This window comes from Alcaligenes sp. RM2 (assembly GCF_052931795.1).
Map to the genome: position 1 here is coordinate 752,313 of NZ_JBRFIO010000002.1, position 16,431 is coordinate 768,743.

Consider the following 16,431-nt stretch of genomic DNA (forward strand, 5'->3'; position numbering starts at 1 on the left):
TATATCAATCAGGAAAACCAAACCATGATGAAAGGTCAGATTGCCGGCTTGATGCGCCAGGCGCAGCAAATGCAGGAAAACATGAAAAAGGCCCAGGAAGCCTTGGCCGATATCGAGGTCGAGGGCGTTTCCGGCGGTGGTCTGGTCAAGGTCATCATGAACTGCCGCCACGATGTGCGCCGTGTCTCTATCGACCCCAGCCTGCTGGAAGACGAAAAAGAGATGCTGGAAGATTTGATTGCTGCTGCCTTTAACGATGCACAGCGCAAAGCCGAGGCAACGTCGCAGGAAAAAATGGCGGGTGTTACCGCTGGCCTGCCACTGCCACCCGGTATGAAGTTCCCGTTCTAATGAACGAACCGCAGATCGCTGAGCCCGAACCGCTTCGGGCTCTGATCCAGGCTCTGCGTCGGCTACCCGGTGTGGGCGAGCGTAGCGCTCGCCGCATGGCCTACCACTTGTTGCAACACGACCTGGTAGGCGCCGACCAATTGAGCCGCGCTCTTGAACATGCCACGACGGCACTGCAGCACTGTCAGCGCTGCAATGGTTTCACTGTTCAACCTATCTGTGAAACCTGTGCCAATCCCCGCCGTGATCCGGCGTTGTTGTGTGTGGTGGAGACGCCTGCCGATCAAAACATGATCGAGGCTACGCATGGCTATCGAGGCCTTTACTATGTGCTGATGGGGCGTTTGACGCCGCTGGAAGGCATAGGCCCGGATGCCTTGCAATTTGACCGCTTGCTAGAGCGAGCCGGTGATGGCCAAGTGCAGGAAGTGATTCTAGCGACCAATTTCACCGCAGAGGGCGAAACCACCGCCCATCATTTGGCGGAAATGCTCACTAGCCAAGGTTTGAAAGTAACTCGACTGGCACGCGGTGTGCCAGCCGGGAGCGAGCTGGAGTACGTAGACCCCAGCACCATTGCCTGGGCTTTGATGGAGCGTCGCGCCACCTAATCGGGTTTGACCGCTTGGCGGACAAGGGAGGACACCCCCCTTTGTTTTTTAGTATAAGTATCAAACCTAAATAATTAATGACCAACAACAAGAAGGGGATTGCCATGAAACTGACTCGTCGTCATGCACTCAAGCTGGTTGGAGCATCGGGATTGGCACTGTCGCTGCCAACATTGGCCCGTGCACAGGAAATCGAGAAAAAAAGCATCACGATTGCCGTCGGTGGCAAAGCGCTGATCTATTACCTGCCTTTGTCCATTGCCGAGATTAACGGCTATTTTGATGATGAAGGCCTCAAGGTCAAAGTGGCCGACTTTGCCGGTGGCTCCAAGGCCCTGCAAGCGGTTGTCGGTGGCAGTGCCGATGTCGTCTCGGGCGCTTTTGAGCACACCATCAACTTGCAGGCCAAAGGGCAGATGTACCGTGCCTTTGTGCAGCAAGGACGCGCACCGGCCATCGTTTTGGCCGTGTCCAACAAGACGATGGCTGACTATAAGTCGCCTGCGGATTTGAAGGGCAAGAAAATCGGTGTGACCGCACCGGGTTCCTCGACCAATATGATGGTCAACTTCTATCTGGAACAGAACGGTCTGAAACCCTCGGACGTGGCCTTTATCGGCGTAGGCGCTGGCGCGGGTGCGGTCACCGCCATGCGTACGGGTCAGATCGATGCCATGGCTAACCTGGACCCGGTTATCGGCACCTTGCTCAAGGAAAACGAGGTACGTGTCATTGCTGACACCCGTACCGTTGCCGACACCAAGACCATTTTTGGCGGCAACATGCCTTCGGCCTGCTTGTACGCTTCTGAAGACTTCATCACCAAGAATCCGAACACGGCTCAGGCCCTGGCCAACGCCATCGTACGCGCCGATAAATGGATTCAGGCCAACGACGCTGAAACCATTGCCAAAACCGTGCCTGCCACCTACCTGCTGGGTGATGTAGAGCTGTACAAGCAATGTCTGGACGCCAATAAAGAAGCACTCTCGCCAGATGGTCTGGTCGATGCTGATGGCCCCGCTACCGCCTTGAATGCGCTGGCCGCTTTTGTGCCGAATCTGGACGCATCCAAGATTGATACCAGCAAGATCTTCACCAACGAGTTTGCTGAAAAAGCCAACAAGAAGTATCCCAATGTCTGAGGCAGCACTTTCTTTAGATAACATCAGCTGTGTTTTTGCATCCCGCGATGGCAAAGGTACGTACACAGCGGTCCGTGACGCCAGCCTGAGCATTGCTCCAGGCGAATTTGTGTCGGTTGTAGGCCCAACGGGCTGCGGCAAATCCACGCTCCTGAACGTAGGGGCGGGTTTGCTGAGCCCTTCGTCGGGCGAAGTGCGTGTGTTCGGTAAACCCCTGGAAGGGGTGAACGAGCGCGCTGGCTACATGTTCCAGGGCGAAGCGCTGATGCCCTGGCGCAGTGCCGAATCCAACGTGATGGCCGGTCTGGAGTTTGCCGGTGTCCCGCAGGACGAGGCCCGCGCCCGTGCCCAGGAGTGGCTCAAGCGAGTCGGCCTGGGTGGTTTCGGGGATCGTTACCCGCATCAGATGTCTGGCGGTATGCGCAAACGTGTCATGCTGGCCCAGACCCTGATTCGTGATCCCGACATCATTCTGATGGATGAGCCGTTCTCGGCGCTGGACATTCAGACCCGTCAATTGATGGAAAACGAGGTGCTGGAGATCTGGATGGCGCAGCGTAAAGCCGTGCTGTTCATCACTCACGACCTGGATGAAGCCATTGCCATGAGCGACCGGGTGGTGGTCCTGTCGGCCGGGCCGGGCACTCATCCCATCGGCGAATTTCATGTCGATCTTCCACGCCCTCGTGACGTGGCCGAAGTACGCAACGACCCCCGCTTTGTCGAATTGCACGCGGCAATCTGGGCCGTCTTGCGTGATGAAGTTCTGAAGGGTTATGCCCAGCAAAAGCGTGCCTGATATGTCTAAATCTATTACTCAATCCAAGCTGGCCCTGCGCGGCTGGCAAATTTCGCTGCTCATCGTCATTCTGGCTGCCTGGCACTTTTTTACGCTGGACCCCAAAGTAGCCTTCTTCTTTGGCCAGCCACTGGAAGTGGTCAAGGTGATCTGGGCCTGGTTCGTCACCAATGGTGATATTTACCTGCACCTGGGCGTGACCTTGAGCGAAACCCTGCTGGCCTTTGCCATCGGTACGATTGCCGGTCTGGCTTGCGGTCTGTGGCTGGGCCTGTCGCCGCGTGCGGCGGCCTTGCTGGACCCGTACCTGACGGCGGCCAACTCCATGCCGCGCGTGATTCTTGCGCCTATCTTCGGCATGTGGTTTGGTCTGGGCATCTGGTCCAAAGTGGCTCTGGCCGTGACTCTGGTGTTCTTTATCGTGTTCTTCAACGTATACCAGGGTGTGCGTGAAGTCAGCTCCACCTTGCTGGACAACGCCCGCATGCTGGGTGCCAGCCGTCGCCAGTTGCTGCGCCATGTCTATATTCCTTCGGCAACCAGCTGGGTGTTCTCCAGCCTGCACACCTCGGTCGGTCTGGCCTTTGTGGGTGCTGTGGTGGGTGAATACCTGGGTTCAGCCAGTGGGGTCGGTTATCTGATCTTGCAGGCAGAGGGCACATTGGACGTGAATACAGTGTTCGCCGGTATTGTTGTCCTGACGGTGTTTGCGCTGATCCTGGATGGGCTGGTCAGTGTCTTTGAGGATCGCTTGCTGGCCTGGCGGCCGCAAGGTGGCGGCACAGAAAAGCTCTGACCGCTGTCTGGCCCAAATGTCGAGAGAACCGGCTCCCGTTTCAGGAGTCGGTTTTTTTATGCCTGCTTGTTTTCGAGAGTGGGGACAGGGAGGAGACAGTTAGGCGCTTAAATACATAAAAGAACAAACATGACAGGATCGATATGTGGTTTTCACTCCTATCGCCCAGGCCCCAAAGTGCTATAGATCAAGGCCGCACCGCGTGATCGGTGTGTGCCAGCAGTCTTAGTACCTTGACGTGTTTGTTGTCAAACCAAGCAGATGGAGACGTACATGGAAAAACAGCATGACTACAACGCAATCGGCACGATTTACGAAGAGTTCAACCGGACCTCGCCCGCTCGGCTGGCAGAGGTCGCTACTGTGGAGCAGTTGCTGGGAGACGTGAAGGGCAAGTCTGTGCTGGATCTGGCCTGTGGTTATGGTTTTTTCGGGCGCCGGGCCTACGAGCAGGGGGCAGCCAAGGTCGTGGGGGTGGATATTTCGGAGAGCATGGTTAATCAGGCTAAAGACATTTCCAGGCAGCAGAAGGAGGATATTGAGTTCCGGGTGGGAGACGTGCTGCAGATGGGGGTAATCGGGCAGTTCGACCGGGCAATTGCGGCCTTTCTGTTCAATTACTCCCGGTCAGTGCAGGAGTTGGAGCAGATGTTCCAGGCCGTGGCAGATAATCTGAAACCGGATGGTCGCTTGGTGGCCTATACCGTGAACCCGGACTTTCAGTTGGGAAAGGAGGATGTGGCCAAGTACGGTTTGAAAGTGCTGACGGAGGAGCCGTACCAAGAGGGCTTTCGGCATACTGCACACTTTAATGTGGGGCCGCCGATTCGTTTTACCTATCACCGCTGGAGTAAAGAGCATTACGAAGCAGCCCTGGCAAAGGCGGGTTTTCGGTCCTTTCGCTGGCAGATGCCGTTATTGACTCAGCAGGCTTTGGATGCCTATCCGCCAGGCTTTTGGGAAGACTATAAGAAGAATTGTCCACAAATCAGCTTGCTTTGCGAACGTTGAAAGAAAGTGTGCTGGATTAGAAAAGTGTGGTGCGTATTGACCTGAGCAAGATCTGGCTGCAGTCCAGATAGGGCTCAAAGCAAATCAGCCCGGCGCAATGCCGGGCGGATCCTTTTTGCTGATCAAATTGTTGATCAAACATGGGAGCTTCTTTTCGGGCTTTGCTGGGTGCAAAGCCTTCTAAAGTGTTGTGCCAGTGATCAAGCCTGCTGACGCGCTTGCTGAATCAAGGAGTCCAGCTTGATGCCATCCGCGGTGAACTGACGGATGCCTTCGGCCAGCTTTTCAGTAGCCATCGCGTCCTGGTTCAAATCCGTGCGGAAAGTGATTTCATTGCTGGCACGCCATTCGGGGGCGACGGCCTTGGCGCGCGCCACATCCAGCATGGCAGGGACTTCACCCTGGGCTGCATCCAGCTGGCCCAGCAGATCCGGGCTGATGGTCAGCAGATCGCAACCGGCCAGCGCCTTGATCTGGCCGACATTGCGGAAGCTGGCACCCATGATCTCCGTGGGGATGTCATAGGTTTTGTAGTATTCGTAAATGCTGCGGACCGAGCGCACGCCGGGATCGTTCTCGCCCTGGTTGGCGCTTTCGTCCCAGTCCTGGCCAGCGGTTTTCTTGAACCAGTCGTAGATGCGACCCACAAAGGGCGAGATCAGGGTGACTTTGGCCTGGGCGCAGGCGATGGCTTGCGGCAGGCAGAACAAAAGGGTCAGGTTGCAGTTGATGCCTTCGGCTTGCAGCGTACGGGCGGCCTGAATGCCTTCCCAGGTGCTGGCCAGCTTGATCAGTACCCGTTCGCGCGGCACACCGGCCTTTTCGTAATGCTGAATGATATGGCGGGCGCGCTCGACACTGGCCAGGGTATCAAAGGACAGGCGAGCATCCACTTCGGTGGAGACGCGGCCGGGAACAATGTCCAGAATTTGTTGGCCAAAGGCAACCAGCAACAGGTCGCTGGTTTCTGCCAGGCTGGCGTGAGGGTGGTCGGCGATGACACGGTCCAGCAAGGGGCGATAGGCCGCCTGCTGGACAGCCTTCAAGATCAGGGAAGGATTGGTTGTTGCATCGGTAGGGCGATACGCACGCATCGCTTCAAAATCGCCTGTGTCGGCCACTACGGTTGTGCACTGGCGCAGGGAGTCAAGCTGAGTAGTCATGTCTGTTACTAGTCCATCGCAAAGCCATCAAACCAATCAATTACTGTAGTCGATTTTCCAGGTTTTCGTGCCTGGTTTCGGTGTTATTACCGATAAACTACCGGAAAAACCCCGTTTGAGCATATAATTAGAAGGTTTAATATTAATTTCAGAATCCGGGGTTTTTAACGTGCTGCCGTCTTTATTTCCTGAGGAGTCCCGCACTATCACTAGTGCCGTCCTAGCCCTGGCGGATGGAACCCTATTCAAAGGGGTATCAATCGGTGCCGAGGGGCACTGTGTTGCTGAGATCGTTTTCAATACAGCCATGACGGGCTATCAGGAAATCCTGACAGACCCAAGCTACAGCGGTCAAATTGTTACGCTTACCTATCCGCACATCGGTAATACCGGTGTCAATCCAGAGGACTCCGAATCCACCAAAGCCCACGCTGCCGGGCTTGTCATTCGCGATTGTCCCGCCCGCCTGTCCAACTTCCGCTCCACCCAGTCTTTGCCCGACTACCTGAAAGCTCAGGGTGTTGTGGCCATCTCCGGTATCGACACCCGCAAGCTGACTCGCATTTTGCGCGAGAAAGGCTCCATGGGTGCCTGCATCCTGGTGGGTGATGACGCCGAACGTGCACTGGAACTGGCTCGCTCTTTCCCTGGCCTGAAAGGTCAGGACCTGGCCAAGGTGGTTACCACCGACAAGTCCTACAACTGGACCGAAGGTTCGTGGGAACTGGGCCAAGGTTTCTCCAAGCCCGAAGGCGACCGCTTCCACGTGGTGGCTTACGACTTTGGCGTCAAGGCCAACATCCTGCGCCTGTTGGCGGACCGTGGCTGTAAGGTCACCGTCGTGCCTGCGCAAACTCCATTGGCCGATGTGCTGGCTTACGAACCTGATGGCGTGTTCCTGTCCAATGGCCCTGGTGATCCGGAGCCTTGCGATTACGCAATCGAAGCTTGCAAGGGCTTGCTGGAGCGCAAGTTGCCTGTGTTTGGTATTTGCCTGGGTCATCAGATCCTGGGTCTGGCCGTAGGTGCTCGGACCTTGAAGATGAAAAATGGCCACCACGGTGCCAACCACCCTGTGCAGGAACTGGCCAGCGGCCGCGTGTTCATCACCAGCCAGAATCACGGCTTTGCGGTGGATGCCACAACCTTGCCAGCCAATGCCAAGGTCACGCACATTTCTTTGTTCGACCAGAGCCTGCAAGGCTTCGAGTTGACAGATCGCCCCGCGTTTTGCTTCCAGGGTCACCCCGAAGCCACTCCCGGCCCGCGCGATATTGCCTCGCTGTTCGACAAATTCATCAGCCTGATGGCTGCCCACCAGGCCAATAAATAAATCGCACTATGCCAAAGCGTTCAGACTTAAAAAGCATTCTTATCATTGGCGCAGGCCCGATCATCATTGGTCAGGCTTGTGAATTCGACTACTCGGGAGCCCAGGCATGTAAGGCCCTGAAGGCCGAGGGTTACCGGACTGTGCTGGTCAACAGCAACCCGGCCACCATTATGACGGACCCGGATACGGCCGACGTCACCTACATCGAGCCCATCACCTGGCAAGCTGTCGAGAAAATTATTGAAAAAGAGCGTCCCGATGCGCTCTTGCCCACCATGGGCGGCCAAACCGCGCTGAACTGCGCCCTGGATCTGGCCAAGCATGGCGTGCTGGAAAAATTCGGTGTCGAGCTGATCGGTGCCAACGCCGCCGCTATCGAAAAAGCCGAAGACCGCCTGAAATTCAAGGACGCCATGACCTCCATCGGTCTGGAGTCCGCCAAGTCCGGCGTGGCTCACAGCATGGACGAAGCCTGGGCGGTTCAAAAGCGTATCGCTGAAGAAATCGGTACTGCCGGTTTCCCCGTCGTGATTCGCCCCAGCTTCACGCTGGGCGGTACGGGCGGCGGTATTGCCTACAACCCTGAAGAATTCGAAACCATCTGCCGTCGTGGTCTGGAAGCATCGCCAACCAACGAACTGCTGATTGAAGAATCCCTGCTGGGCTGGAAAGAGTTTGAAATGGAAGTCGTGCGTGACCGCGCCGACAACTGCATTATTGTGTGCTCCATTGAAAACCTGGACCCCATGGGTGTGCACACCGGTGACTCCATCACCGTGGCTCCTGCCCAAACCCTGACCGACCGCGAATACCAGATCATGCGTAATGCATCGATCGCCGTATTGCGCGAAATCGGTGTGGATACCGGTGGTTCGAACGTACAGTTCGCGGTGAACCCCGATAACGGCCGCATGATCGTTATCGAAATGAACCCGCGCGTGTCCCGTTCCTCGGCTCTGGCTTCCAAAGCCACGGGCTTCCCTATTGCCAAGATCGCTGCGCGCCTGGCCGTGGGTTACACCCTGGACGAGTTGCTGAACGAAATTACCGGCGGTGCGACTCCCGCTTCGTTCGAGCCCACCATCGACTACGTGGTTACCAAGGTGCCACGTTTCGCTTTCGAAAAATTCCCTCAGGCCGACTCGCGCCTGACCACCCAGATGAAGTCCGTAGGTGAAGTGATGGCTATTGGCCGCACTTTCCAGGAATCCTTCCAGAAAGCCCTGCGTGGCCTGGAAGTGGGTGTGGATGGTCTGAACCAGAAAACCACCGACCGCGAAAAACTGCAGGTCGAGCTGGGCGAACCCGGCCCAGAGCGTATCTGGTACGTGGGCGATGCTTTCGCTCAAGGCCTGACCCTGGACGAAGTTCACAACCTGACCAAGATCGACCCCTGGTTCCTGGCCCAGATCAAAGAGATCGTGGACATTGAACTGGCTCTGGAGCAAAAGACGCTGGCCGATCTGGACCGCGACACCTTGTTCGGTCTGAAACGTCGTGGATTCTCCGACCGCCGTCTGGCCTTCCTGCTGGACACCGTGGAATCGGAAGTGCGCAAACTGCGTCACCAGTTGAACGTGCGTCCTGTCTACAAGCGTGTGGACACCTGCGCGGCCGAATTCTCCACCGATACGGCCTATATGTACTCGACCTACGAGGAAGAGTGCGAATCCCATCCTACGGACAAGAAGAAGATCATTGTTCTGGGTGGTGGTCCTAACCGTATTGGTCAGGGTATCGAGTTTGACTACTGCTGCGTGCACGCTGCTTTGGCATTGCGCGAAGATGGTTACGAAACCATCATGGTCAACTGCAACCCCGAAACCGTTTCTACCGACTACGACACCTCCGACCGTCTGTACTTCGAGCCTCTGACTCTGGAAGACGTGCTGGAAATCGTTCATATCGAAAAACCCGTGGGCACCATCGTTCAGTACGGTGGCCAGACTCCGCTGAAATTGGCACGTGCTCTGGAAGCCAACGGTGTACCTATCATCGGTACCAGCCCTGAATCCATTGACGTGGCTGAAGACCGTGAGCGCTTCCAGAAGCTGCTGACCAAGCTGGGTCTGCGTCAGCCGCCAAACCGTACAGCTCGTACCGAAGGCGAAGCCATTGCTCTGGCTGCTGAAATTGGATACCCCCTGGTGGTGCGCCCAAGCTATGTGCTGGGTGGCCGCGCCATGGAAATTGTGCACGAGCAGCAAGACCTGGAGCGCTATATGCGCGAAGCGGTCAAGGTCAGCAATGACTCGCCCGTGCTGCTGGATCACTTCCTGAATAACGCCACCGAAGTGGACGTGGACTGCCTGGCCGATGGCGAGCGCGTGTTTGTGGGCGGTGTGATGCAACACATTGAACAAGCTGGTGTTCACTCCGGTGACTCCGCTTGCAGCTTGCCTCCTTACTCGCTCAGCGACGAAACCGTGGCTGAAATCAAGCGCCAGACCGCACTTATGGCCAAGGCCTTGAACGTGAAGGGCTTGATGAACGTGCAGTTCGCCATTCAGGATGGCGATGTGTACGTGCTGGAAGTGAACCCACGTGCTTCGCGTACCGTGCCGTTCGTGTCCAAGGCTACCGGTTTGCAGCTGGCCAAGATCGCCGCTCGCGCCATGGCTGGTCAGACTCTGTCCCAGCAAGGCATTACTGAAGAAGTCACGCCGTCTTACTACAGCGTGAAAGAAGCCGTGTTCCCCTTCGTGAAGTTCCCTGGTGTGGATACCATTCTGGGACCTGAAATGAAGTCCACCGGCGAAGTCATGGGTGTGGGCACCTCGTTTGCCGAAGCCTTCGTGAAGTCGCAGATGGCTGCCAGTGTGAACCTGCCCAAGGGCGGCCAGGCCTTCATCAGCGTGCGTGCTCAGGATAAACCACAAGCGGTTGAAGTGGCTCGTGGCCTGATTTCGCTGGGCTTCAAGGTTGTGGCTACTCGCGGTACCGCCAGCGCCATCGAACAGGCTGGTCTGGCTGTTCAAGTGGTGAACAAGGTTACCGAAGGCCGTCCGCACATTGTGGACATGATCAAGAATGGTGAAGTTTCCTTGGTCATCAATACGGTTGAAGAGCGTCGCAACGCCATCGTTGATTCGCGTACAATCCGTACACATGCGCTGGCTGCCAACCTGGCCTACTACACCACCATTGCCGGTGCTGTGGCGGCGGTTCAAGGCTTGCAGTATCTGAGCCAAGGTGAGGGCTTGAAAGTTTACGCGCTTCAAGAGCTGCACGCTCTGCTCGCGAAACACTAAGTCTTACCCGGCTGGAAAGGCGCACCTTAGTGGTGCGCCTTTTTTTGTTCTTGCATCAGACAAGACCAAGCCGTCGTATTGGGGCAGCACGCAGGCCACTGCCTGCACAGTGCAGAAGTTTTCTTCTTTGGAGATCATGTCGTGAAATGGTTCATTCTTGCCTTGTTCATCGTGTGCACGATTGTTGTGCACTTCAGGGGTAGAGTCAGGCACCGGTTTTCTCGCCAGTTGCTGGATCATTCCACCTTCACGGCTCCTTTGAACGTCTTCATGTACGGCTTTTCGGCAGTACCGAACGAGCCGTATCTGGATTTGAAACACTTTCCCGAGCTGAACAAGCTGCTGGAGCACTGCGATGAAATCCGTGCCGAGGCCGAGCAGCTATTTGGCGAAGGCCATATCAAGGCCTCGGACAAGTACAACGATGCGGGTTTCAACTCCTTCTTTAAAACCGGCTGGACGCGTTTTTACCTGAAGTGGTATGACGCGGATCATCCGTCAGCACGCGAACTGTGCCCGGTGACGACCAATCTGCTCAAGGACATTCCTTCGATCAAGGCGGCCATGTTCACCTCTTTGCCACCCGGTGCCCGTTTACCGCGTCACCGCGACCCTTATGCGGGTTCGCTGCGCTTTCACATGGGGCTGATGACGCCTAATAGTCCGGATTGCTATATCGAAGTGGACGGCCAGCGTTATCACTGGCGTGATGGCGAGGCCGTGGTGTTTGATGAAACCTTTATTCACTACGCCGAGAACAAAACGGATCAGAACCGCATTATCTTGTTTGCGGACGTAGAGCGCCCCATGCGTTACCGTTGGGCACAGGCGATCAATCACGCAGTGGGTGGTTTCTTGCTGCGCGCCGCTGCCGCTCCTAACCAGGAAGGCGACCGCACCGGTGGTATAAACCGTATTTTCGGTACGGTTTATGCAGTGCGTCGTTTCGGCAAGGCGATCAAGAAAAAGAACGAAACCCTGTACTACATCCTCAAGTGGTTGCTGGTGCTGGGCATTGCTGCCCTGATCTTCCTGTAAAAAGCAGGCAAAGATGCAAACCGTCTTTATCACGGGTGCCAGCAGCGGTCTGGGCAAAGCGCTGGCCCAGGAGTACGCCGCTCAAGGTGCTTGCCTGGGTTTGCTGGGCCGGCGTCAGGAAGAACTCCAGGCGCTGGCTGAGAGCTTGCCCGGTGTGCACCGTATCTATGTGGCGGATGTACGTGACAGAGACGCCTTGCATCAAGCGGCCCAGGACTTTTTGCAGTTCACAGGGCAAAAAATTGATGTGGTCATTGCCAGTGCGGGGATCAGCGCTGGCACCTTGACGGAAGAAACCGAGGATTTTGCCGTCTTCAAAGCCATTGTGGATACAAACCTTCTGGCCATGGTGGCGACCTTCGAGCCTTTTATCGGCACCATGAAAGCGGCGGGGAAGGGAACCTTGGTGGGTATTGCCAGCGTGGCGGGTATTCGTGGTCTGCCTGGTGCAGGAGCTTATAGCAGCTCCAAGGCGGCTGTCATTGCCTACTGCGAAAGCTTGCGGCTGGAGCTGTCGTTGTACGGTGTCTCTGTTGTCACCATTACGCCCGGTTATATTCGCACGGCCATGACGGCGCAGAATCCTTACTCCATGCCGTTTCTGATGCCTGCTGAGGACTTTGCCCGCAAAGCTCGCAAGACTATCGAGCAGGGCGTGTCCTATCGAGTCATTCCGTGGCAGATGGGAGTTGTCTCGCGCCTGATGCGTCTTTTCCCTAATTGGCTGTATGACCGTCTGGCTCGTCAGGCGCCGCGCAAGCCACGACTGAACAAAGAAAGCTGATCATTGCCCCTGTAGCTGATTTTTGAGGCCCTTGTTGGCCTCATCGTGGTTTGAGGGGGCTATGCTTATGGCCGCAACCGCAATAGTGCCTGTGGCTCTTCCTGGTATAGGGCCGTCGCTATCGCAAGGATGAAGGTTGCGGGTGTGGCGCTGGAGACACTGTCAGGAACTGATGAGGTGAGTCAGGCGGACAGGACTCCGCACAAGTCTCAGGCTGGTTTATCGAACGCTGCAGCTAATCCGATCTGCGGGTACCTGCCTGATCATGGCTATGTATGGCTTAGACTTGCTCGTCCAGTGCCGTATTCAGATGTGGCAACTGCCCCCACTGCGTACAGGTCCAGTTCAAGTCTTCATCGATACTGAAGAAATTCAAACTGGTATTCAAAATGGCATGAGTGCGCTTGGCATTCAGCGCCTGCTGGTTCAGCTTGCGCCAAACCATATCAATGACACCGCCATGGGCAAAGACCAGCAGGTTTTTGCCCGCATTGTCCTGCGCCAGCGCCTCAAAGCAGCTCAGAACCCGTGTTTGAAACTGACGCAGTGATTCGCCGCCCTCTACGGCGTAATCGATATCGACGGTATCGTCGGGCTGATCCGGCCCATGGCGACCTGCCGCATCCCAGGCCTGGCCTTCCAGCTTGCCAAAGCCACGCTCGCGCAGTCCCTGGATTTGCTGGATTTCAATATCCCAATGCTGACAGGCAATTGCCGCTGTTTCTGAGGCGCGTTGCAGATCGCTGCTGATGACGGCATCCACAGGCATGTGAAACGCCGGGGAGCTCAGGTAACTTTGCAGGACACGGGCCTGTTCGCGGCCGGTCTCGTTCAGCTCTATATCCTGCCAGCCCTGTAAACGGCGTACGGCGTTCCAGGCGGTTTCACCATGGCGGATCAGACAAATAGACGTACTCATGCTGGCGTAATCACTCTGCTAGGGAATCGGACTGCCAAAGGCAGGCTGATTGTCTATTGTAATGGGCCAGTCAAGCACAGGCAGATAGAGGGGGTATATACCGCATATAGCGCGAGCATCGACGCCAAAAGGCAGTTTGAAACCTGGACTAGCTGGATCCATGTTGGGGTTTACCGCGTACTGCCTTATTTTCAGGTGCCTTGTTGAGTCTTTCACGTTTAAAATCATGCCTCAACGAATCAGCCAGTGCCTCAGGGAGCACTGCGCGACCGTCTGACCAATTGCGCTGTATTTCTTTATTCCTTTTCTGGAACCCTTTATGTCTCAGTCTTACTTCCCGCGTTGGCGCCGAGTGTCCGGCAGCGAACCCGGTGCGGTTGTGCAGCCCGACGAATGTCTGGCCACGCCGCAAAACATTGCCATGGGTGCGCAGCACGTGGTGGCCATGTTCGGCTCCACCATTCTGGCTCCCTTGTTGATGGGCTTTGATCCCAATCTGGCCATCTTGATGTCCGGTATTGGTACGCTGATTTTCTTTGTGTTTGTCGGTGGCCGGGTTCCCAGCTACCTGGGTTCCAGTTTTGCATTTATTGGCGGTGTGATTGCGGTTACCGGCTATGCCGGCAGCGGCCCGAATCCCAATATTGGCGTGGCCTTGGGGGCCATTATTATCTGTGGTCTGGTCTATACGCTGATCGGTGTTCTGGTCTGGGTGTTCAATGCCCGTACCCAGGGTGGGGCAGCGCGTTTGATCAACCATTGGATGCCTCCGGTTGTTACCGGCTCGATTGTGGCGGTGATTGGCCTGAATCTGGCTCCTATTGCGGCCAAGGGCGCGATGGGTAGCGGCACCTTCGATTCCATGATGGCCTTGATGACCGTGTTGTGCGTGGGTGGTATTGCGGTCTATACCCGTGGGGTGGCTCAGCGTTTGCTGATTCTGGTGGGTTTGGCCCTGGCTTGCGTGTTGTACTGGGTTTTCACCAATGTGATGGGCTACGGCACCCCAATCAACTTTGCGCCGGTTGCTGAAGCCGCCTGGCTGGGTCTGCCCAGCTTTTCTGCGCCTGTGTTCCAGGCTCATGCCATGACCGTGATTGTGCCGGTGGCCATTATTCTGGTGGCCGAGAATCTGGGTCACATCAAGGCGGTTAGCGCCATGACCGGCCAGGATCTGGACGGTTATCTGGGGCGTGCTTTCGTGGGTGATGGCGTGGCGACCATGCTGTCCGGCTCCGTAGGCGGCACTGGTGTGACGACTTATGCTGAGAATATCGGCGTGATGGCCGCTACCCGTATCTACTCGACGCTGGTGTTTGCCTTTGCTGCCGTGATCGCGATTTTCCTGGGCTTTTCGCCCAAGTTTGGTGCCGTGATTCAGTCGATTCCTGGTCCTGTACTCGGTGGCATGTCTATCGTGGTGTTTGGTTTGATCGCTATTGCGGGCGCCCGTATCTGGGTGGTGAACCAGGTGGATTTCAGCGATAACCGCAATTTGCTGGTGGCAGCCGTCACCCTGATTCTGGGGGCTGGTAACTTCTCCTTGCAGTTTGGCGTGATTCGTCTGGACGGCATTGGCTGCGCCACCTTTGGTGCCATTTTGCTGCACGCTTTGTTGCGAGGCCGTCGCCAGAATATGGTGTAGTCGGCCCAAGGCGAATCAAGACTGGCCTGGCTCTGACTAGTTTGGCCCTCAGCCTGTCGCCAGTCTTGACATAGCCTGCTCTAAACCCGTGGCCCTTGAGCTTCTGTTTTTTTACACAGGGGTTTCAGGGGCTTGCTATTTTCAGGCAGTTTGCCGACAATAGATCTCACACCCCGGTTCTTCGCGGGGTTTTTTTCTGCCGCAGAATTTCTCTGTGTCGGAAAAGCCATATTGGGGCAGCCGGCAGGTTTGGCTTGAGCAGTGTGTTTGAATGTACGCTGTAGGGTCAGCAGGACTTTCAAGTCGGCCGATTCAACCTGTTTGATTGTTTGCCCCATCATCGTTATCCCCCTATCTTCCAGGCGCTCCTGCTACGGAGCGTCTTTTACTTGTTGAGCAGGAATACTATGTCTGCGATCCCATTGACTGCGCAGGGCGCACAACGTTTGCAAGTCGAATTACACCGCCTCAAGACGGTGGAACGCCCGGATGTAATTAACGCCATCGCCGAAGCGCGAGCACAAGGCGATTTGTCCGAGAACGCCGAGTATGATGCCGCGCGCGAGCGCCAAGGCTTTATCGAGGGTCGGATTGCCGAATTGGAAGGCACTTTGTCCAATGCCCAGATTATCGAACCGGCCGCGCTGCAGGCGGATGGCCGCATCGTATTTGGTGCTACGGTTGAAATCGAGGACCTGGAGTCCGGCAACACCGTGACTTACCAGATTGTGGGTGACGTCGAGGCCGATATCCGTGCCAACAAGATCTCCATCTCCAGCCCTGTGGCTCGTGCCCTGATCGGCAAGAGCGAAGGTGATGTGGTCGAGGTCAAGGCGCCCGCCGGTATTCGTGAATACGAAATCCTGTCGATCAGTTACGTTTGACCTTGCTTCTGACAGCAGGCTTGCCCTGCTGTTGATTCGAGCACGCAAAAGAAAGGCCCCTGCACATTGTGCGGGGGCCTTATAATTTACGGCAGTTTAGCGTTTGCCCGAACCGCCCAGTCCGCGACGAGCACCTGCCCGCAAGGACATGGCACTGCCAGGACGGTTGGTATTGCTACGGGGCGCGGCAGCAGGTTTGACTGCCGAGAACTTTTGAACACTGCGTGGTGCGGCCGAGGCTTTCTTCTCCTGGGTGCTGCTGCGTTCAGCTTGCATTTCAGCACGGCGAGCACGTTCCGTCTTGCGCGTACGCTGAACACCGGAAGCGGCCAGCTTTTTGGGCGTGTAAGGCTCCGAAGGCTTGCGCACCGCACGGGTAGGTTTTTCAACAGGCGCTCCCAAAACAGGGGGGCGTTCGATATTGGGTCTGTAGATAGTCAGGATTTTGCCCAGATGATGAATAGGGGCAGCATCGAGCGCATCGCAGATTTGTTCTAACATGGTCAGACGAGCCTGACGGTCATCACCGGCCACACGGATCTTGATGAGCTGGTGAGCCTGCAGGTGGACGGTGATTTCCTTGATCACGGCGTCGGTCAGGCCATTGTCTCCAATCAGGACAACTGGGCGCAGAGCGTGAGCAGCAGCACGAAGTTCGCTGCGCTCATGAGGTGTAAGGTTGAGTTTTGGCATAAAGAGAT

General features: G+C 56.2%; 15 protein-coding genes. 12 read left to right on the forward strand and 3 right to left on the reverse strand.

Annotation, left to right across the window (positions count from 1 at the left end; all coding sequences use genetic code 11):
- Window positions 1–24 precede the first annotated feature (24 nt).
- From ACU6HM_RS10280 to ACU6HM_RS10305, 6 genes are all read left to right on the forward strand, one after another.
- Window positions 25–351 (forward strand): YbaB/EbfC family nucleoid-associated protein, encoded by a 327-nt coding sequence (locus ACU6HM_RS10280; RefSeq protein WP_009463063.1) that lies wholly within the window; start codon window positions 25–27, stop codon window positions 349–351.
- Window positions 351–962 (forward strand): recombination mediator RecR, encoded by a 612-nt coding sequence (gene recR, locus ACU6HM_RS10285; protein WP_003803396.1) that lies wholly within the window; start codon window positions 351–353, stop codon window positions 960–962. Before ACU6HM_RS10280 ends, recR begins: the two co-directional genes overlap by 1 nt.
- Before the next feature lie 104 nt (window positions 963–1,066).
- Window positions 1,067–2,107 (forward strand): ABC transporter substrate-binding protein, encoded by a 1,041-nt coding sequence (locus tag ACU6HM_RS10290; protein WP_035271448.1) that lies wholly within the window; start codon window positions 1,067–1,069, stop codon window positions 2,105–2,107.
- Window positions 2,100–2,906: an ABC transporter ATP-binding protein gene (locus ACU6HM_RS10295; RefSeq protein WP_009463065.1), complete on the forward strand. Its 807-nt coding sequence runs from the start codon at window positions 2,100–2,102 to the stop codon at window positions 2,904–2,906. Before ACU6HM_RS10290 ends, ACU6HM_RS10295 begins: the two co-directional genes overlap by 8 nt.
- 1 nt (window position 2,907) lies before the next feature.
- On the forward strand, window positions 2,908–3,702 hold the full coding sequence (locus ACU6HM_RS10300) for an ABC transporter permease (RefSeq protein WP_009463067.1): 795 nt from the start codon (window positions 2,908–2,910) through the stop codon (window positions 3,700–3,702).
- Window positions 3,703–3,975: 273 nt separating this feature from the next.
- Window positions 3,976–4,713: a class I SAM-dependent methyltransferase gene (locus tag ACU6HM_RS10305; protein WP_254499669.1), complete on the forward strand. Its 738-nt coding sequence runs from the start codon at window positions 3,976–3,978 to the stop codon at window positions 4,711–4,713.
- A 200-nt stretch (window positions 4,714–4,913) separates the two neighbouring features.
- Here the strand turns inward: ACU6HM_RS10305 and tal are convergent, their stop codons facing one another.
- The gene (gene tal / locus ACU6HM_RS10310) at window positions 4,914–5,876 is read right to left on the reverse strand and encodes a transaldolase (protein ID WP_009463071.1); all 963 of its coding nucleotides are present in this window, start codon (window positions 5,874–5,876) and stop codon (window positions 4,914–4,916) included.
- A gap of 169 nt (window positions 5,877–6,045) precedes the next feature.
- Here tal and carA point away from each other — a divergent pair, with 169 nt between their 5' ends.
- The 4 genes from carA (at window position 6,046) to ACU6HM_RS10330 (ending at window position 12,282) form a co-directional block, all read left to right on the forward strand.
- A complete protein-coding gene (carA, locus tag ACU6HM_RS10315) occupies window positions 6,046–7,209 on the forward strand; it encodes a glutamine-hydrolyzing carbamoyl-phosphate synthase small subunit (RefSeq protein ID WP_446763770.1) in 1,164 nt (387 codons plus the stop codon).
- Between the two features lie 8 nt (window positions 7,210–7,217).
- Window positions 7,218–10,460 (forward strand): carbamoyl-phosphate synthase large subunit, encoded by a 3,243-nt coding sequence (gene carB, locus ACU6HM_RS10320; RefSeq protein WP_022983490.1) that lies wholly within the window; start codon window positions 7,218–7,220, stop codon window positions 10,458–10,460.
- 141 nt (window positions 10,461–10,601) lie between these two features.
- A complete protein-coding gene (gene lpxO / locus ACU6HM_RS10325; protein WP_026485242.1) occupies window positions 10,602–11,498 on the forward strand; it encodes a lipid A hydroxylase LpxO in 897 nt (298 codons plus the stop codon).
- A gap of 13 nt (window positions 11,499–11,511) precedes the next feature.
- Entirely contained in the window at window positions 11,512–12,282 is a 771-nt protein-coding gene (locus ACU6HM_RS10330) for an SDR family oxidoreductase (RefSeq protein WP_446763771.1), read from the forward strand.
- 280 nt (window positions 12,283–12,562) lie between these two features.
- Here the strand turns inward: ACU6HM_RS10330 and ACU6HM_RS10335 are convergent, their stop codons facing one another.
- Entirely contained in the window at window positions 12,563–13,201 is a 639-nt protein-coding gene (locus ACU6HM_RS10335; RefSeq protein ID WP_446763772.1) for a histidine phosphatase family protein, read from the reverse strand.
- A 319-nt stretch (window positions 13,202–13,520) separates the two neighbouring features.
- Here ACU6HM_RS10335 and ACU6HM_RS10340 point away from each other — a divergent pair, with 319 nt between their 5' ends.
- A complete protein-coding gene (locus ACU6HM_RS10340; RefSeq protein WP_035270974.1) occupies window positions 13,521–14,846 on the forward strand; it encodes a solute carrier family 23 protein in 1,326 nt (441 codons plus the stop codon).
- Window positions 14,847–15,253: 407 nt separating this feature from the next.
- On the forward strand, window positions 15,254–15,730 hold the full coding sequence (gene greA / locus ACU6HM_RS10345) for a transcription elongation factor GreA (protein WP_022983494.1): 477 nt from the start codon (window positions 15,254–15,256) through the stop codon (window positions 15,728–15,730).
- Window positions 15,731–15,826: 96 nt separating this feature from the next.
- Here the strand turns inward: greA and ACU6HM_RS10350 are convergent, their stop codons facing one another.
- Window positions 15,827–16,423 (reverse strand): YhbY family RNA-binding protein, encoded by a 597-nt coding sequence (locus tag ACU6HM_RS10350; RefSeq protein ID WP_026485246.1) that lies wholly within the window; start codon window positions 16,421–16,423, stop codon window positions 15,827–15,829.
- Between the last annotated feature and the right edge of the window lie 8 nt (window positions 16,424–16,431).

Excerpts from the sequence above, each read along its gene's own strand:
- ACU6HM_RS10295 (WP_009463065.1), top strand. The coding sequence starts at position 2,100 with ATGTCTGAGGCAGCACTTTCTTTAGATAACATCAGCTGTGTTTTTGCA.
- ACU6HM_RS10330 (WP_446763771.1), top strand. The coding sequence starts at position 11,512 with ATGCAAACCGTCTTTATCACGGGTGCCAGCAGCGGTCTGGGCAAAGCG.
- ACU6HM_RS10280 (WP_009463063.1), top strand. The coding sequence starts at position 25 with ATGATGAAAGGTCAGATTGCCGGCTTGATGCGCCAGGCGCAGCAAATG.
- recR (WP_003803396.1), top strand. The coding sequence starts at position 351 with ATGAACGAACCGCAGATCGCTGAGCCCGAACCGCTTCGGGCTCTGATC.
- ACU6HM_RS10350 (WP_026485246.1), bottom strand. The coding sequence starts at position 16,423 with ATGCCAAAACTCAACCTTACACCTCATGAGCGCAGCGAACTTCGTGCT.
- ACU6HM_RS10335 (WP_446763772.1), bottom strand. The coding sequence starts at position 13,201 with ATGAGTACGTCTATTTGTCTGATCCGCCATGGTGAAACCGCCTGGAAC.
- carB (WP_022983490.1), top strand. The coding sequence starts at position 7,218 with ATGCCAAAGCGTTCAGACTTAAAAAGCATTCTTATCATTGGCGCAGGC.
- greA (WP_022983494.1), top strand. The coding sequence starts at position 15,254 with ATGTCTGCGATCCCATTGACTGCGCAGGGCGCACAACGTTTGCAAGTC.
- ACU6HM_RS10305 (WP_254499669.1), top strand. The coding sequence starts at position 3,976 with ATGGAAAAACAGCATGACTACAACGCAATCGGCACGATTTACGAAGAG.
- ACU6HM_RS10290 (WP_035271448.1), top strand. The coding sequence starts at position 1,067 with ATGAAACTGACTCGTCGTCATGCACTCAAGCTGGTTGGAGCATCGGGA.
- ACU6HM_RS10300 (WP_009463067.1), top strand. The coding sequence starts at position 2,908 with ATGTCTAAATCTATTACTCAATCCAAGCTGGCCCTGCGCGGCTGGCAA.
- tal (WP_009463071.1), bottom strand. The coding sequence starts at position 5,876 with ATGACTACTCAGCTTGACTCCCTGCGCCAGTGCACAACCGTAGTGGCC.
- ACU6HM_RS10340 (WP_035270974.1), top strand. The coding sequence starts at position 13,521 with ATGTCTCAGTCTTACTTCCCGCGTTGGCGCCGAGTGTCCGGCAGCGAA.